The following is a 17,186-nucleotide window of genomic DNA, read 5'->3' on the forward strand; positions in this document are numbered from 1 at the left end:
TCGCCTCCCCTCAGTTCAACTTGATCGGCTTGCCGGACGTGGTGAGCGGGCCGGACGCGGTGATCTCGACCTGGCTGCCGGAGAGCGAGAGCTTCGACGTCGCCTTGATCTCGACGTTGGTGGCGCTGACCACCAGCTTCTGCTCGCCGGTGACGCTCGACTCGGACTTCTCCAGCTTGATCGCGCAGGAGGTGCCGCCGAGCAGCAGCTCGATCTGCGGCTTGTCGTCGTCGAAGGTGAGCCGGGAGTCCTTGCGGGAGACCAGCATCCGCTTCTTGACCACTCCCCCGCTCGCGGCGCCGGGATCGGGCGGGGCGTCCTTGCGGTTCCACAGCCCGCCGAGGATCACCGGCCGGGTGGTGTCGTCGAGCTCGAAGCCGACCAGCACCTCGTCGTCGACCTCGGGGATCCACTGCAGGCCGCGCTCCTTGCCGCCGCCGGGGGTGGCGAGCCGGGCCCACGCGCTCTCGTCGTCCTGCGAAAGCGTCGGGAACTTCACCCGTACCCGGCTCAGCTTCTCGGGGTCGTCGTTGTTGGTCACGATCCCAACCACCAGCCCCGACCAGCCCCGTCGTTCGTCGCTCGTCGCCCCGCCGGTGAGATCGGCCAGACCGGCCGGCTCCTTACCCCCACAGACAAAGCGCGTGAGGTACGGCCGGGTGGCCCCGTAGGAATGCTCGACTCCCGTGACCCGGTAGTCGCCGGTCATCCGCGAGCCGATGCCCTCGATGTGCACCTTGGCGCCGGCCCCGATCAGCGGGTCGCCGGCCGCTTCGCCGCGCAGCAACACCTCCTCGCCGGAGGCGCGCAGCAGCAGCGATCCGGCCAGCGCGTCGGCCTCGGCCTGGTCGGTGACCGGGAACTGCCCGGCGTTGCGCTTCACCCGCCCGAACGCGCGGCGGGCCGCGTCCGCCATCTCGGCGGCGGCCGGGGCGTCGGTGCCGGGGTCGGTGGTGTCCGAGCGGCCGGTGATCGCCTCCTTGCCGAGCTGGTCCCAGCCGCGGATCTCGACCTCGTCGCTGCGCTCGGCGGCCGAGAAGCGGGTGCTGAACCGGGACAGGTTCTTGCCGTAGGTCAGCTTGGGCGGGGTGGCGGTCGAGCGCGGGGTCTTCTTGAAGTAGAACTTCTTCTCGCTGACCCAGACGTCGAAGCCGATCCGGGCGGCGCGGCGGCGCAGGAACGCGTAGTCGGTCTCGCCGGCCTGCAGCACGTACTCGTGGGTGGCGCCGGTCGCGTCGACCTCGGCGTCGAGGCCGTACTCGCCGGCGATCCGGGCGGCGATGTCGGCGTCCGTGACCCGCTGGAAGCTGCGCGACTTCGGCACCCGGGCCAGCCGGTGGGTGAGGTCGAAGCCGGTGAGGACCAGCTCGTGCCGGCCGGAGATGCCGGGCTCGACGCTGATCGCGGTGACCTCGCCGGTGGTGACCACCATCGGGTCGCCCTCGGCCCGGAAGGCGATCTCGATGCGGGTGCCGATGGTGAACTGACCCTTGTCGAACAGCTCGAAGTGGGCGTCGTCGAAGTGGATCGCGAAGTAGTCGGGCAGCAGCACCGACTCCTCCACCCGTACCAGCGCGACCTGAGGGTAGATCTCCGGGGCCAGCGGCCGGCCGTCCACGGTGATCACGACGCCGTCGAGCCGCCGCTTCTCCTCAGCCACGGCGCCGCACCGGGAGCTCGGGGATGATCAGCAGCATGCCCGGCTCGAGCGCGAGCGGGTCGACCACGTTGTTCGCCTCGGCGATCAGCCGCCAGCGGGTGGCGTCGGCGTAGTGTTTGGCGGCCAGCCGGTCGAGCGTCTCGCCGTGGCCGAGCCGGTGCACGGTCTGCAGCGACGGGGTGTGCGAGGTCGGGTTCTGCAGCGGCTTGATGGCCTCGTCCTCGTACTGTTTGAGGGAAAGGTCGGCCTTGGCGCGCAGCGGCATGCCGTTCGCCGCGAAGTAGGTGAACTTCAGGGTGAGCCGCTCGACGACGGCCTTGAACGAGGTGACCGGTCCCCAGTGAAAGGTCACCCAGGGCGGCCGGGCCTTGTTGCGGCTCTTGTCCGAGCCCGGCAGCTTCGGATCGACGGTCACTAGCGTGAGCAACTTGTCCGTATATTTCGTGACGCTGGTGCCCTTGTCGGTCGTATCGAGCGTGATGCTCAGGGCCAGCGTTCCCGGCTGCCCCGCCGAGAACTTCAGGAGCGGCGCGTTGTTGCCCTTGCTCTCGGCCGCGTTCCACGACGCCGACTTGGTGATCGTCAGCTCGGACGGGTTGAACAGCAACGGAATGACCTCGTTGTTCTCGGTCCGCAGCTCGGCCTTGGCCGGCGCGGTCGGCACACCCGCCATCAGAACACCCCCGCCCATCGCCCGCCGCGCCGCTCGATCTCCCGCAGCAGCCGGCGTTCCACGATCTCCACCACCTGGTCCGGATCGAGGGCCTTGGCCGCCCCCGACACCGCTTGGCCGACGCCCGCGATCCCTTGCGCCACCCCGCCGACCGCCTCACCCGCCGCGTGGGCCGCGCCGCCGACCGACTCGCTGACCGCCGACATCGCGCCGCCCGCCGCGTTCTCCACATCGGACATCGCGCCCTGCATCGCGCTCTGCGCTCCGGCGGCCGCGCTCTGCAGGCCGCCGAACGCCCCGCTCTGCAGCCCGCCGAACGCCCCGCTCTGGAGCCCGCCCAACGCCCCGCCCGCCGCACTTTGCAGCCCGCCGAACGCCCCGCCCATCGGGCTTCCCGCGGCCTCGATCACCGCGGCCCGCGCCGCCCGGGTGGCCACCTCGCTGACGCCACCGAGCCCGCCCCCGCCCACCGGCAGCGAGTCGACGATCCCCGCGCCCATGCTCTGCGCCCTGGCGGCCCCCGCCGCGAGCGCGCTCCGCTCGTCGTCATCGAGCAGCGCCGAGACCCCGTCGAGCAGGAACCGTGGCCGCCGCACCGGGCTCCGGGTGTGCGTAAGCTCGTGCGCGAGCACCGCCGACACCGCCGACCCACTGGGCGCCGACGGCAGATGCACGACGGTCCCGGTGGTCGCACCCAGCGCTCCGGCCGCCGCCAGCGCCCGCCGCGTGTTGGGCCCGGTCGTGAACAGAGGCGGCCGAGCCCGCCCACTGATAGCCGACGCCATCGGCTGCAACGCCACCGGCAACGCCCGAGGCGCCTCGAGCGGCCGCGCCGCGATGGCGGCTTCCCACCGCTCGCGCGGACTGGCCGCCTCCACCCGCGGGGGCGTGACCGTGACGGCTCCCGCCGGGTCGGGCACGTTACCCGGCGGCAGCGACGCCGACCCCAGCACGCGGAGCCCGTCCACGCCGGCCGGGTCACTCACGGTGGGCCCGTCAACCGGCCGCCCCACCAGCGGTTCCCGCCGCAGCCCATCGCGCCCGTCACCGCGCCCGACCCCGCGGCCGCCTCCGCCGTGCTTGTCGCGCCCGTCGCGCTTATCGCGCCCGTCGCGGAGGTCGCGCCCGTCGCGGAGGTCGCGCCGGTCGCGCCCGTCGCTGCTCTCCGGATCGCGCAGTGAGCGCCTCTCGTGCCCGAGCGCCCGCCCCGCGCCGGTCCCGGTCAGCCCGCCGCTACGCGCGCCCAGCCCACCGATCCCACCGTTAGATGCACCTCGTCCGTCGATCCCGCCGTTGGGTTCGCCCAACCCAGCCGGCTCCGTGTTGACCCTGGTCCAACCGCGCACGCGCAACCCATCGGCAAGCCCCGCTCCCACGGTCGGCGATTCGCCCGGAGACCCGGTCCAACCGAGCGTCCCGGTCCTCCTGAGAAGTCCAAGCAACCGAACGGCCTCACCCCTCGATCGGGGCCCGGCCGAGCCGCCATCCACCGACCGACCGCCGGCAGGAGAGACACCACCGGCAGAGGCCGCGGTGGCGCCGCCGCCAGAGGCGTCAGAAACGGCAGGAGCGCCACGGCCGGCAATGGCGGCAGAAGCGTCACGGCTGGCAGAGGCAGCAGCTGCGCCACCGCCGGCAGGAGCGGCAGAGACGCCACCGCCGGCAGCTACAGCACCGCGGACAGAACGAGAACCGCCGACACCCGCCGCACGATCGCCGCTCGAAAGTCCGGAAAGGACGGCCAGGCTCGACAGCAGCCCGCCCGGCCCGAAGCCCATCGTGAGCTCATTCCCCGGCCGCACCTCCGGGCCTTCCGGCGGCGGACCGGCCAGAGATCCGCGCCCACCGTCGGTGAGCGGCGGCCGCGCCGAACCGGCCGAACGCCCGCCGCCCGGCCCACCATGCCAAGTCAGCACCGATCGCCGCGCGACCGATCCCGGCCCGATCCCGTCCGACCCGCCCCGCGTGCCCAGGTAAGCAGAGCCGGACGTGCGCGGGCCCGGGTAAGCAGAGCCGGACGTGCGCGCGCCCAGGTAAGCAGCGCCCGGCTTGCGCGCGCCCAGGTGAGCAGAGCCCGGCGAACGCGCGCCCGGGTGAGCAGAGCTGGACGTGCCGCCGGTGCCGCCGGCGGCGGCGGGTGTGCCCCCGCCGGCCGGGTGGAGCGCGCGATACCACCGCATGAGCGACCACGGCGCCCGCACGCGCAGCCTGTCGGCCAGACCGGCGCCGACCGCGGAAACGCCGCCGGCGCCCACCGCGGAACCAGCGGCGCCCACCGCGGAGCCGGCACCCAAGGCGGACCCACCGGCACTCAACCTGGAACCGGCGGCACCCGCCGAGGAACCGGTGAACCCCGGCCTCAGGGACCGGGGCAGCAGCCGGGCGACGAAGCGGGCCGCACGCCGCAGGCCCTCACGTCGCGGCCGTGAAGCCACTGTGGCACACCTCCAGCTCCTCGATGGCCAGGTCGCGGGAGGAGGCGGCCAGGCGCGGGCCCGACCACTTCACCGGCTTCACGTCCGTCAGCGACCAGGTGCGGAACGGCTTCCCGGCCGGCGTCAGCACGCTGATCGAGCCGGTCTCGGCGACCACCTTGTTGCCGGCGCTGTTCAGGCCGTTGCCGGAGAACTTCAGCAGCCACGTGAACAGGGCGTCGGAATCGGTGAGGCCGCGTTTGAGCACGATGTTCGGCCAGCGCATGCGGCCGAGCAGCTTGTGCGTGTACGCGTTCTGCCCGCCCTCGGTCAGCTCCTCCACGTCGACCGACACCGCCAGGCCGGTCACCTCGGTGAAGGCCCCGATCTGCAGTGTGCCGATCTTGAAGATGAACTTGCCGACGAACGGCGGGTCGATCGTGTGCGCCTCAGCCACCGGTCACTCCTTGCCATGCGCGTTCGTTCAGGCCGCCCACCTCGCGCAGCAGGCGGATGCGGTCCCCGTGTTCCAGGTCGAGCAGCCGGTCGAGATCCCAGTGCAGGTGGTACGCCAGGAAGGCGATCTCCTGCCAGAGCTCGTCGTGCGCGTAGTGCCCTAACCCACCTCCACGGACGCCGGCGGGAAAGGGGCGCCCGGCTCCAGGGCCTCGAGGATGCTCGGGTCCTGGAAGTTGACGATGCGGTACAGGTCCTGCAGGTAGGAGAAGTCGGAGACGAACAGGGACTCGATCGTCTTCGTGGTGACCCGCGGGACCGTGCCGAGCTCGGTGACCACCCGAGCCAGCACGATCACCGTGGCGTACGCCTCGTTCTCCTTCACGCGGCCGTCGCGCAGCGGCTCGATCTCGTCCCGCGCGCAAGCCAGCCGCATGACGCCGGTCTGGTGCAGCGTGCCGTCGTCGTCGACGAAGCCCTTCGGCAGCGTGAACGGAAATTCGGTCTGCAGCCCGCTCATTTCGACCTGCGCAGCCCTTCGTGAGTGATGACCACCTTCTCGGTGGCGATCTCGTTGCTGCCGGCGTCGAGCTCGGCGCCGGTCCACTTGGACACCCAGCCGCGGTCGAAGTCCCAGCGGCCGACCTCGGTCTTCATCGAGTCCTTGATGACGATCGAGCCGTTGCGGCGGGCCGAGTCGACGTCGCCGTCCTCGACCTGCTTGCGCCACTCCCACAGGGCGGTCGACGAGTCGATCCGGCGCTCCAGGGTGATGTCGCTCCACTTCATCGCCCCGGGGACCTTCCGGATGATCATCTTGCCTTCCTTGGTGGCCTCCTTGTACTCGATGGTCTCGGTCTCCGACTCGACCCCCGAGCATTTGCGGAAACTGGCCATCTCGATGCCGTCCACCTCCAGCACGAACTGGAAGGTGGTCATCAAATCGGGCATGGGAACCCTCCCCTGCTACTCGTTTGCGGCTCCGCCGCCCTGCCACTGACTGATCCGGAAGATGACGAACTCGGCCGGCTTCACCGGCGCGATGCCGATCTCGACGATGAGCCGGCCCTCGTCCACCGAGGACGGTGGGTTGTTGCTGTCGTCGCACAGCACGTAGAACGCCTGCTCGGGGGTGGCGCCGACGAGCGCACCCTGCATCCACAGGCCGCGCAGGAACGACGTGATGGTGCGCTTGACCCGCTGCCACAGGTCGTAGTCGTTCGGCTCGAAGACCGCCCACTGGGTGCCGCGCCGGATCGACTCCTCGACGAAGTTGAACAGCCGGCGGACGTTGATGTAGCGCCAGCTCGGGTCGGTCTTGGCCAGCGTACGGGCGCCCCAGATCTTGGTGCCGTAGCTGCCGAACGACCGGATGCAGTTGACGCCGTCGGGGTTCAGCAGGTCCTGCTCGCCGCTGGTCACGTCGGTCTCGAGCCGGACGATGCCGCGCAGCGCCTCGTTGGCCGGCGCCTTCCAGACACCGCGGGTCGCGTCGGTACGGGCCCAGACGCCGGCGACGTGACCGGAGGTCGGCACGGTCAGGTAGAGCTCGCCGTTGGTCGCGCCGGGCCGCGCGAGCGGGTTGCTGACCACCACGTTCGGGTAGTAGAGCGTGCCGAACGCCGAGTCGCGGGCGAGCCGCGAGCGCCACTCGAGGGCGCGGGTCGCGTTGAGCCCCGGCGGGGTGTCGAGGATCGCCATCTTGTTGTGGCTGGCCTCGCAGAAGTCGATCAGCTGCTTCTGCGCGCCGAGGAACATCTCCTCGTCGACCGAGCCGTCCTCGCGGCTGGCCACCGTGACGAGGTCGGGGATGGCGACCATGGTCACGTTCTCGGCGATCGCGAGGCCCTGGTAGCCGGTGCGCTCGCTCTCGTTGCCGACCAGGTCGGCGGGGGTGACCGACTTGGACGAGACGGGCGGCGACTCGAGCGTGTAACGGCCCGGCGCCGGGGTGCGCTCGGCCAGCGACGCGCCCTGCAGCGGCTGCACCTCGATGCGGACGAACTTGGAGCGGTCGTTCACCGTCTTCTCCACCGTGCGGGCGCTGCGGCCGGAGAACTGCAGGCCGCTCAGCTCCTCGCGCAGGGCGCCGCCCTCGTAGACGCGCAGGGTGTACTCCCCGTTGCCGTTGGCCGGTGGCGCCTCGCCGCCGCCCTCGCCCTCCTGCGGCGGCGGGGCCGGGGCCGGCGGGACGACCTCGACCTCGAGGTTGCGCCCGGGTTCGACGGCCGAGAGCTGCAGGCTCGGCGTACCCGGGTTGTCGGCCGACGGCAGCATCAGCGTCGGCTTGCCGCCCTCGTTGCCGTCGCCGTCGGTGGTGGGGATCCGGCAGATGTACGCCGCGCCGCCCCCGTTCTCGAAGTAGCCGCGGACGGCGTGCGGCAGCATGGCGCCCCGCACGAACCCGCCGTAGACCCGCTCGAACTGCGGCCAGCTCGTCACCAGCTGCGGCTTGACGCCGGCGGGGTCGGTCGGGTCGCCCTGCTCGGCGTCGTAGCGCTCGGTGAAGCCCACGAACGCGGCGACGGCGGTGCCCACCCCCTCGATGGGCATGGAGCCGCTGGGTTGCTCCTCGATGTAGACGCCCGGTGCACCGTACGACGCGGCCATGAAGTCTTCCCCCTGTCAGGCCTGCACCGCGCTGGTCAGCAGCGCGGGGTCAAGGTCGGATTCGTAGAACTCCCCGTAGTGCAGCGGCGGGAACACCCGCATGAGCGGATGCCGGGACGAGCATGCGACGACCTTGACCCGCGGGAACCGATGCACGATCACGTGCACCAGGTCGCCGGTCGAGCGCTCGTCGAGGTCCAGGACGATCACGTCCGGCAGGGCCTCGCACAAGCTGTCGAGCACGTCGGCGCCGTTGGTGTCGACCAGCTCGATGCCGTCGACCCGCAGGATCTGCTCCAGCCCGAGGCGATGCAGGGCCTGGAAGTCCCCCATCAGGACCCGCGTCATCGCCCCACCCCCGCTCGAAGCGGTATTCGCCGCCGGGATGAGCGTGCCTCGCGTCCGCGCGTGGTCATAAGGTGCGGCGGTGCAGCCTTAGGTGCACGCATGACGCCGGGTGCTTGTGCCCGCCGTGCCGCGCCACCGATCCTGACTGTCAGGAGGTGGGGCGGTGAAGCTGTCGGAACGGCTTGGTCCCGTCCCGGAGGAGCAGCCGCCCGTCCCCTCGCCCGCACCCACGCAGTCGCGGGTCCAGGCCGCGGAGAGCAACATCGTCGTGCGGCGGCTGACCTCCGATCGCCCGCTCCGGCACGACGCCGGGCTCCACGCTCTGGCCGGTGGGGGCAGCCGCGCGATGGCCCGGCTGATCACCCAGCCCAAGCTCAGCGTGAGCAGACCCGGCGACGCGTACGAGCGGCAGGCCGACGCCGTGGCCGACGGCATCACCACCGATCGCCTCGGGTCGCCCCCGGCCATCTCGCGGCTGACCGGCCCGGGCGCGGACGCCGGCGAGCCGCCGGAGACGCCGCCCGGCCTCGAGCAGCTGATCGCGTCACCGGGGACCGGCGCGCCGATCCCGCCCGAGGTCCGCGCCCGCATCGAGCAGTACCTGGGCGTACCGATGGCCGGCGTGCGGGTCCACGCCGACCCGGCCGCCCAGCGCGCCGCCGCCCAGCTCGGCGCCCGCGCGTTCACCGCGGGCGGCCACATCTTCCTCGGCGCCGGCGAGTCGGCCGCCGACCTGCCGCTGATGGCGCACGAGGCCACCCACGTCGCGCAGCAGCAGGTCGGCGTGTTCCGCGACTCCGGCGGCTTCCTCTCCGGCGCGATCGCCGACCTGGTCCGCACGGTTCCCGGCTACGACATGCTGACGGTGGTGGCCGGCTACGACCCGATCGCCAACCGCACCGTCGAGCGCAATCCGGAGAGCCTGACCCGCGGCGTTCTGGGGCTGGTCCCGTTCGGCAGCGTGGTGGCGAACAAGCTGATCGAGCTCGGGGTGGTCCAGGGCGCGTACCGGCTGCTCGACGACGGCCTGCGCGAGCGCAACCTGACCCTGCAACGGATTCAGGGCGAGGTCGACGCCGCCTGGAAGGAGATCGACCTCACCGACCCCGAGGGCGCGATCGCCATCGTCCGGCGGCATGTCAGCGGCCTGTACGCGGACGCGCTGTCCTTCGTGCGCGGCATCCTCGACGCCATCGTGCAGCTGATCCGGGACGCGGCCGTAGGGCTCGCGGAGAAGTACCTGGTGGGCACGCCGGTGTGGGAGCTCGCGAAGAAGGTGCTGCACTTCGATCCGCTGCGCGGCACGCCGGTCGAGGCGAGCACGGTCGAGATCATCGCCGACTTCCTGACGCTGATCGGCAAGCAGGACGCCCTCGCCCAGATGCGCGAGCGGGGCACGCTGCAGAAGACGGCCGACTGGCTGGACGCGCGGATCGCGCAGTTCCTCGGCATCCTCGGCGAGCTGTCGGCGCTCTTCCGGGCCGGCTGGGAGGCGATCCAGCCGGCGAACATCGCCCAGCTCGGCGACAACCTGGCCAAGCTCGCCGCTCAGGCCAGGGGGCTGATCGCGCGGATCGGCGCGTTCGCGTCCGAGGTGCTCACCCAGGTGGTGAAGCTGATCAAGGACGCGCTGCTCGACTGGCTGAGCAGCGAGGCCGGCAAGCTGCGCGGGTACCGGCTGATGACGGTGATCCTCGGGCAGGATCCGGTCACCGGCAAGGCCGTGCCGCGTACCGCCGAGAATTTGATCGGGGGTTTCATCGCCCTCCTGCCCGGCGGCGAGGCGACGTACCAGAAGCTCGCCGAGGCCGGCGTGATCGCCGAGGCCGCCGCCAAGATCGAAGGCGCGATGTCCCGGCTCGGGATCAGCGTCGACATGATCGTCGGCACGTTCCGGGCGATCTGGGATTCGCTCTCGCTGGAAGACCTGGTCAATCCGCTCGGCGCGTTCGTGCGCATCCTGGAGAGGTTCGGCGAGCCGCTCGGCCGCATCGTCGAGTTCGCCGGCGAGGTGCTGAAGGTCGTCGTCACGCTGATCCTGCGGCTGATGAACTTCCCGCCCGACCTGCTCGGCAGCATCATCGACAGGGCGATGGCGGCGATCGAGGACATCAAGCGCGACCCGGTGGCCTTCCTCATGAACATGCTGGAGGCGCTCAAACAGGGCTTCCTCGGGTTCATCGACCGGGCCGTCGGCTACCTGCTCGACGGCCTCGCCGACTGGATCTTCCGCGGGCTCGGCAAGCTCGGCATCCAGAAGCCGCCCGACCTGTCGTTCCGCTCGATCCTCACGCTCGTGCTGCAGGTGCTCGACGTGACCGCCGAGAAGCTGTGGAAGAAGCTGGGCGACCAGATCGGGCACGACGTCGTCGACAAGATCCGCAAGGGCCTGACCATGGCCGGGGGCGCGTTCGACTTCGTCAAGGACGTGCAGGAGAACGGCGTCGCGGCGATCTGGAAGCACGTCGAGGGCCAGCTCGGCAACCTCTGGGACATGCTGCTCGGGATGGTCAAGGACTGGATCGTCCAGGAGATCGTCGAGAAGGCCACGGTCAAGCTGCTCTCGATGCTCGACCCGACCGGCATCATGGCCGTGGTCAACAGCGGGATCGCGTTCTTCAAGGCGGTCCAGTCGGTGATCGACTACGTCCGCGAGATCCTCATGATCGTCAACGACTACGTGACCACGCTCGCCGCCATCGCCGCCGGCAACGTGACCGCCGGCGCCCAGAAGGTCGAAAAGGGACTGGCGGCGGCGGTGCCGGTGGCGATCGGCTTCCTCGCCAACCAGGTCGGGCTCGGCGACGTGCCGCAGCAGCTGGTCGAGCTGATCGGCGGGCTGCGCAAGCTGATCGACGAGGCACTGGACTGGCTGTTCAAGAAGGCCGTGGACCTCGGCAAGGCGGCGCTGTCGGCCCTCGGGCTGGGCGGCGCGAAAGATCCGGCCGAGGACGAGAGCGGGCCGTGGGATCCGCCGCGGGTGAAGGCGGCCGCGAAGAAGCGCGTGGTGGAACGGCTGAAGTCGCCGCACGAGCGGCACGGCGTCGACGAGATCCTGGCCCAGATCCTGGCCGAGTACTCCAACCGCGGCCTGGTCAGCCTCAGCCTCGGCGAGCAGACCGAGAAGGGCATCCCGGTGATCGCGGTGGCCAGCCCGCCCGAGGAGCTGGTGCTGCTGGCGCCGCCCCGGCGGGCCGTCCGGATGGTCGCGACGCTCAAGGTCACCGGCAACCCGCTGGCCGGGGTCACCCCGCAGCCCGGCCGGCACTGGACTCCGGAGACCGGGTGGGAGAGCCAGCCCGCCGCGCTGCCGCCGACCACCACCGAGGGCAAGGGCGGCACCCCGCGCTCGGCGTCGGGCGGCTTCCTGTTCGCGCCGGAGGCGGCCGAGCCGGACACCATCCAGGTGCTGACCTGGAACACCGGCGAGCTCGACTGGCGGGTCACCAGCAACGGCAGCCACGCCGAGCCGCAGTTCGTGCAGTGGGCCACGAAGCCCGAGAACCGCCAGCTCCTGGCCCGCGCGGTGAGCCTGACGATCGACATGTTCGACTGGAACCCGTGCGCGCCGTGCGCCGAGGACCTCAACCGCGTCCGCTTCTGGATGCCCCAGTCCGCGACGGCGACGCTCTGCTACCGCGAGGCGTACCCCGGCACGAACGGCATCCCCCTGCTGACCGGCGCCGGCTGGAGCGTCACCCAGACCGGCGCGAACAACAACCAGCAACAGCTTGTCGCCCAGCCCTAGGGAAGCTCCCCGGTCTCGGCCAGTTCCTGCGCCACGTCGGCCAGCTTGCGGTTCAGACGCTGGGAAGCCCGCCGCAACTGGTCGAACGCGTCGCCGGCGGAGAGGTGGCGGCGTTCCATCAGGATGCCCTTCGCCTGGCCGATTACGTCGCGGGTGCTCAGGGCGCGGTGCAGCGCGGCCTCGCGCCGGTCGATCTCGTCGTGGCGCATCGCGGTGGCCACGGCGATCGCCATGTACGCCGACAGGATCGAGCCGAACTCCTCGTCGTCGTCGCTGAACGCGTCGGCCGCCGCGCCGTAGAGGGTGAACGCGCCGAGCGCCGACCACTGGGCCGGGCGGTGCGCGTACAGGCCGAAGCTGAGGGCGCTGCACACGCCCAGCTCGGCCGCGGTCGCACGCAGGACCGGCCAGCGGGGCGCGGTGGCCAGGTCGGCCACGTGGATCGGATCTTGGCTCGCCATCGCCTCGGGGCCGGGGCCGATGCCCGTCGCGAACTGGATGTCGTCGAGCTCGGCGGCGGTCGCGTCGCTGGTCACCGTGTCGACCACGCGCCCGTGCTGGTGGAGAGTGACGCTCGCGCACTCGCACCCGGCGACCGCGCCGACGGTGAACTTCAGGACTTCTGACAGCACATCCCGGAGGTTGTCGCTGGCGAACAGCTGCCGCGCCAGCGGGGCGAAACTCGCGAGCAACATCGGCCCGTACGCCTGGGGGCCCCACTCGGCCGCGGCCCGGGCCCGGTCCCGCGCCGCGGCGTGCCGGCTCGCCGTGGCCCGTTCCCGCTGGCGCTCGCCGCCGGCCCGCGCCCCGGCGTCGGCCGCCCGGTCCCGTTCGGGGCGAAGCGTCGCCGGCCGGTCCCGCCGCCCGGCGCCACCCGGGCGGCCGGACCTCCGCTCCCGGTCGAGCAGCTCGTGTTCGCGCTGGTCGGCCATCCGCTCGCGGAGCCCGGCGCTGTCGTCCCGCCGGTCGGCGAGGCCGTCCCGCGCGGTGGCCAGGCGCTCGCGCTCGGCCGCGACGAAATCGCGCCGGTCGGCGAACCAGGCCGACTCCTCGGCATCGGCTGTCGCATCGGCCTGCCGGGCGATCGCGGACCGCTCGACGCCGGCCAGGCGCAGGGCGGCGCGAGCCCGGAGCCGGTCGGCAGCCTGCCGCGTGCGCTCCAGCTCGGCCTCGGCCCGGCGGACGGCGGCCTCGGCCCGCCGCACCGCCGCCTCGGTGGCGGCCGCCTCGCCCGCGTCCTCGATCTCGCCGGCCGCCGCGGCGAGTGCCGCCTCGTCGGCCTCCCGCTCGTCCTGCGACCGTTCCTGCCGATCGGCCAGCCGGTCCCGCTCGTCGGCCAGCGCCTCCCGCTCGTCGGCCAGCAGCTCGCGCTCGTCGGCCAGCCGCTCGCGCTCGTCGGCGCCGGCCTCCCACAGGTCAGCGCGCCGCATCCGCTCTCCCGGCGAGAGCTCGTCCCCGGACGGCACCGGCCGGTCCTGCCCGCTCACCCGCACTCCTCCCGCGACCGCTCGTGTCTGGTGGGAGTATCAGTATCGGCTCCAGTTCCAGTTTCTTGAACGCCAGCGCCGGTGTGCCGTGCACCCGGTCGACGCGGAGCCGCCGGCCACGGGTCCGGGCGACGTCCCAGGCGGCCATGATGACGCCGATGGTGCCGGCGTCGATGAAGTCCACGCCGAACATGTCGATCACGATGGCGCCGGCGGTGCTCGACTCGACGACGTTCATCAGCCGCGCGCGCAGGTCGTCCACCGTCGCCATGTCGAGGTCGCCGGACAGATAGATCACATCGGCGCCGTCGACGACAACCCGCGACCAGGCGAACTGACTCGGCTCGCACGGGGGCGAGAATATGCCGGAAAGGGATTTTTCGGACACCAGCCATCTCCTCACGGAGCAGGGGCGGCTGGGTCATCAACCTCGGGCCATTGTCGTCCCTCTCGCGAACGGCCGCAACCGAACCACGCCGGACCATCGATCGGGGTACCGGTCAGGACCGCTGAGCGTCGCCGACGGAGGCGGTGCGCACCTCGACCTTCTCGGTGGGCGGCCCGGCGGCCGCACGCAGCGCCGCGTCGACGGTGATCGTCACGACCAGGTCGAGCCCGGGCTTGAGCTGCCCGCCGAGCGCCGACCAGAAGTCGGAGTTCTCGCTCCCGTCGCCGCTGCGCAGACGCAGGGACGGCAGCGGGCGTACGGCCGAGAACGCACCCCGCAGATGGTCGGCCCTGATCACCGGGTTGAGCAGCAGGGCGTTCAGCACGTCGCCGAGCAGGGAGTGCTCGTCCCGCACCTCGCTGGTCCACGCCGTCACCAGGTAGCGGCAGTCGACCCGGGGCAGCGGGTCGCGCCGGAAGCGGCGCCCGTCCTCCTCCTCCACGATCACCTCGCCGTAGTCGCGCTCGGCCAGGTTGGGCCGGACGTCCCAGAGGTAGAGGTCGACCGTCGGGCGCGAGGACAGCGCGGCCGACCACTCCCCGTCGGGCGCCTCGAACGCCACGTCGACGTCGCGGGCCGGCAACGGCACCACGTCGCGCAGGAAGGCCTCGAGGGTCTCATCCAGCAGGTGCAGCATCCGGGTCCCTGTTCACTAGGTCGAAGTAGCGGTCGAACTCGGTCTCGGTGCGCAGCCGGCCCAGCTTCTGGAACTCGCGCTTCACCGAAAGCACGGCGTGCCGCATGGTGATCGGGCTGTCCTCGGCCGCGGCCAGGAACGCCGCGCCGAGGGCGGCGTTGCTGATCACGCCGCCGGTGATCTTGAACTGGCGGGCGAGGAACTCGACGTCCAGATCGGCGACGGGCGCGGTCGGCGGGAACGCGCGGGCCCAGATCTGCCGGCGCTCGGGCTCCTCCGGCGGCACGAAGTCGATGGCCACCGAGATGCGGCGCAGGAACGCGGGGTCGATGTTCCGCTGCAGGTTGGTGGCGAGAACGACCAGGCCGTCGTACGTCTCGAGCCGTTGCAGCAGATAGGCGACCTCGATGTTGGCGTAGCGATCGTGCGCGTCGCTGACCTCGGACCGCTTGCCGAAGAGGGCGTCCGCCTCGTCGAAGAACAGCACGAGGTCACCGGCCGCCGCCGCGCCGAAGATCCGCTCGAGGTTCTTCTCGGTCTCGCCGATGTACTTGCTGACCACCGCCGACAGGTCCACCTTGTACAGGTCGAGCCCCAGCTCGCCGGCGACCACCTCGGCGGCCAGGGTCTTGCCGGTGCCGGACGGCCCGGCGAACAGCGCCACGACGCCGGTGCTCGGCGCCGCGCGGAAGTGCCACTGCCCGTAGACGGTGTCGCGCCAGCGGTGCCGCTCGGACAGCTCGCGCAGCTGAACCGCCTCCTCCGGCGGGAGAATGAGGTCTTCCCAGGTGCGGCGCGGGCGGATCCGCACGGCCACCCCGTCGAGGTGCCCGCCGGCGAGCCGGCGCACGGCGGGCGAGATCATCCCACCGTCGGCGCCGGCGGCGGCGGCCACGAGGCGGAGCTGCTCGCGACTGAGCCGGTACGCCGGGTCCGGCGCCCGCCCGAGCAGGGCGTGCCAGTCGTCGGGCCCGGCCGCCCCGTCGTGCACGGCGATCTCCCGCCAGGGCCGGTCGGGGACGGATTCCAGCGGCTGCTCCCCCGCCGAGCTCAGCACCCAGCCGACGTGCGTGGCCCGCTCGATGACGTCCCGCCCGGTCGCGGTGAGCGCGCTCTCCAGCTCGAGCACGATGGTCCGCCCGGTGAGCGTCGCCTCCCGGATCAGCGCCTGCCACCCGGCGTCCGACTCCGGCGGTGGCGCGATGAGCATCCGCCCGGCGGCGAGGGCGTGGAGCCGGCTCTCGCGGTCTCCGCCATGCACGAGCGTGACCCGCCCACCGAGGCCGCCGCCGGCCGCGCCCTTTTTCGCGTCTCTTCGCGCGGTGCCGGGCGGAAGCGCCGGGTCGGGCGAGTCGTCGCCGGCCAGGTGCCAGATCAGGCGGGCGGCCGGCTCGGCCACCAGCGTCGCCCACGGGCCGTCGCCGGTCACCCGGGCCAGCGCCGCCCGGATCAGGCCGCCGCCCGGCGCGAGCGCCCGCACCCCCACGTGCTCCTTCTCGGTGAAGATGCGGCCCAGCGTGGCCAGCGTCAGCCGCGGCAGCTGCACCGAGTCCTGGATGTACGCCACCAGCCGCTGCCGGGCCGGCGACATCTCGACGGCCAGCAGCAGGGCCAGCACCTCGGCCTCGTCACGGTCCAGCCCGGCCGCCGCCACCACGTCGTAGAACCGGCCCTCCCCGGCGAAGCCGGCCCGCGCGGCGGCGACCGGCGCGGCGGCACCGGCACGCACCGCCGTGACCCGCTCGGGCCCGGGACCGTCGAGCCCGGGCAGCGTCGCCAGCAGCCGCTCGACCTCCTCGTCGGCCACGTAGAGCCCGGCGAAGTCGCGCGGCGGCCGCCCCTCGGCGAGGCGGCAGATCAGGGCCTCGCGCTGGAGCAAGGCGTCGGCTAGGACGATCCACTGGTCGGCCACGAGCGGCTCAGATCACGCCTTCCCGGGTGGCGACGGCGACCGCCTGCGCCCGGGTGCGGCAGTTCAGCTTGGTCAGCACGTCGTGGACGACGTTCTTCACGGTGCGCTCGGAGAAGCACAGGTCCTCCGCGATGCCGCGGGTGTCCATGCCGTCGGCCAGCAGCCGCAGCACCGAGCGCTCCCGCGTGTTCAGCCCGGCCGGGCCGAGGTGCGAGGTCTGGGTGACGTGCAGCAGCAGGCGGGACAGCATGTCGGCGGGGAGCGCGACATTGCCGGCCACCACCGAGCGCAGGCTGGTGACCAGCGTGTCGGCGGTGAGCGTGCGGTGCGGCAGGATCGCGCTGACCCCGGCGTCGACCATCTCGCGGACGGCCTGCTCGGTGGGGTCGCGGACGGTGGCGACCAGGCGGATGCCGCGGCCGTCGGCCAGGCGCACGGCCCGGCGCAGGGTGGGTCCCGCGTACTCGAAGACGAGCACGTCGAGATCGGCGATCGCCGGCTCGGGGGACAGCGCCGAGCTCTCGCCGCGGACGACGAACTCCGCCTGCTGCAGGCAGGCCGCCATGCCCCGCCGGACAATGGCGTGGCTGTCGTCGATCCATACGGTCGGCGGCCGGGTCGAGATCATGCGTTCCCCCTGGTCAGCGCCCGGGGAGCGGGCGACTGCCAAGACATGATGGCCCTCGAATGTCGATCAAAACAATAGCTCGATCGGCTCTGTCGTTGATCCAACTCTGTTGCCCCTTTCGCTGCCCTTTCGTGCAACCCGATCGGCCCGTATACAGAGTGGAAT

At 72.1% G+C, this 17,186-nt stretch carries 15 protein-coding genes; 1 reads left to right on the forward strand and 14 read right to left on the reverse strand.

The window, feature by feature from the left end; translation table 11 throughout:
• Nucleotides 1–10: 10 nt before the first annotated feature.
• The 9 genes from ACQP2F_RS27870 to ACQP2F_RS27910 all read right to left on the reverse strand — a co-directional run bounded on the left by ACQP2F_RS27870 (nt 11) and on the right by ACQP2F_RS27910 (nt 8,161).
• Entirely contained in the window at nt 11–1,660 is a 1,650-nt protein-coding gene (locus ACQP2F_RS27870; RefSeq protein ID WP_433292388.1) for a VgrG-related protein, read from the reverse strand.
• Nucleotides 1,653–2,333, reverse strand: a complete 681-nt coding sequence (locus ACQP2F_RS27875; protein ID WP_433292390.1) for a CIS tube protein — start codon at nt 2,331–2,333, stop codon at nt 1,653–1,655. Before ACQP2F_RS27875 ends, ACQP2F_RS27870 begins: the two co-directional genes overlap by 8 nt.
• Nucleotides 2,333–3,319 (reverse strand): eCIS core domain-containing protein, encoded by a 987-nt coding sequence (locus ACQP2F_RS27880; RefSeq protein WP_433292392.1) that lies wholly within the window; start codon nt 3,317–3,319, stop codon nt 2,333–2,335. Before ACQP2F_RS27880 ends, ACQP2F_RS27875 begins: the two co-directional genes overlap by 1 nt.
• A gap of 1,426 nt (nt 3,320–4,745) precedes the next feature.
• Nucleotides 4,746–5,204, reverse strand: a complete 459-nt coding sequence (locus ACQP2F_RS27885) for a phage tail protein (protein ID WP_433292394.1) — start codon at nt 5,202–5,204, stop codon at nt 4,746–4,748.
• Nucleotides 5,197–5,331: a DUF6760 family protein gene (locus ACQP2F_RS27890; protein WP_433307631.1), complete on the reverse strand. Its 135-nt coding sequence runs from the start codon at nt 5,329–5,331 to the stop codon at nt 5,197–5,199. The genes ACQP2F_RS27885 and ACQP2F_RS27890 overlap by 8 nt, the downstream gene beginning before the upstream one ends.
• 32 nt (nt 5,332–5,363) lie before the next feature.
• Nucleotides 5,364–5,723, reverse strand: coding sequence for a hypothetical protein (locus tag ACQP2F_RS27895; protein WP_433292396.1), 360 nt, complete (start codon nt 5,721–5,723; stop codon nt 5,364–5,366).
• On the reverse strand, nt 5,720–6,154 hold the full coding sequence (locus ACQP2F_RS27900) for a phage tail protein (protein ID WP_433292398.1): 435 nt from the start codon (nt 6,152–6,154) through the stop codon (nt 5,720–5,722). Before ACQP2F_RS27900 ends, ACQP2F_RS27895 begins: the two co-directional genes overlap by 4 nt.
• A 15-nt stretch (nt 6,155–6,169) precedes the next feature.
• On the reverse strand, nt 6,170–7,813 hold the full coding sequence (locus ACQP2F_RS27905) for a phage tail sheath family protein (protein WP_433292400.1): 1,644 nt from the start codon (nt 7,811–7,813) through the stop codon (nt 6,170–6,172).
• Nucleotides 7,814–7,828: 15 nt separating this feature from the next.
• Nucleotides 7,829–8,161, reverse strand: a complete 333-nt coding sequence (locus ACQP2F_RS27910; protein ID WP_433292402.1) for a hypothetical protein — start codon at nt 8,159–8,161, stop codon at nt 7,829–7,831.
• Nucleotides 8,162–8,324: 163 nt separating this feature from the next.
• Here ACQP2F_RS27910 and ACQP2F_RS27915 point away from each other — a divergent pair, with 163 nt between their 5' ends.
• Nucleotides 8,325–11,909 (forward strand): eCIS core domain-containing protein, encoded by a 3,585-nt coding sequence (locus ACQP2F_RS27915; RefSeq protein WP_433292404.1) that lies wholly within the window; start codon nt 8,325–8,327, stop codon nt 11,907–11,909.
• Here the strand turns inward: ACQP2F_RS27915 and ACQP2F_RS27920 are convergent.
• From ACQP2F_RS27920 to ACQP2F_RS27940, 5 genes are all read right to left on the reverse strand, one after another.
• Entirely contained in the window at nt 11,906–13,396 is a 1,491-nt protein-coding gene (locus ACQP2F_RS27920; RefSeq protein ID WP_433292406.1) for an ANTAR domain-containing protein, read from the reverse strand. The genes ACQP2F_RS27915 and ACQP2F_RS27920 overlap by 4 nt on opposite strands.
• Nucleotides 13,326–13,784, reverse strand: coding sequence for an STAS domain-containing protein (locus ACQP2F_RS27925; RefSeq protein WP_433292408.1), 459 nt, complete (start codon nt 13,782–13,784; stop codon nt 13,326–13,328). Before ACQP2F_RS27925 ends, ACQP2F_RS27920 begins: the two co-directional genes overlap by 71 nt.
• A gap of 112 nt (nt 13,785–13,896) precedes the next feature.
• Nucleotides 13,897–14,481, reverse strand: a complete 585-nt coding sequence (locus ACQP2F_RS27930; RefSeq protein ID WP_433292410.1) for a DUF4255 domain-containing protein — start codon at nt 14,479–14,481, stop codon at nt 13,897–13,899.
• The gene (locus tag ACQP2F_RS27935) at nt 14,462–16,393 is read right to left on the reverse strand and encodes an ATP-binding protein (RefSeq protein WP_433292412.1); all 1,932 of its coding nucleotides are present in this window, start codon (nt 16,391–16,393) and stop codon (nt 14,462–14,464) included. The genes ACQP2F_RS27930 and ACQP2F_RS27935 overlap by 20 nt, the downstream gene beginning before the upstream one ends.
• Nucleotides 16,394–16,400: 7 nt before the next feature.
• The gene (locus tag ACQP2F_RS27940) at nt 16,401–17,021 is read right to left on the reverse strand and encodes a LuxR C-terminal-related transcriptional regulator (protein WP_433292414.1); all 621 of its coding nucleotides are present in this window, start codon (nt 17,019–17,021) and stop codon (nt 16,401–16,403) included.
• Between the last annotated feature and the right edge of the window lie 165 nt (nt 17,022–17,186).

Source organism: Actinoplanes sp. CA-030573 (assembly GCF_050951115.1).
Lineage (GTDB): Bacteria > Actinomycetota > Actinomycetes > Mycobacteriales > Micromonosporaceae > Actinoplanes.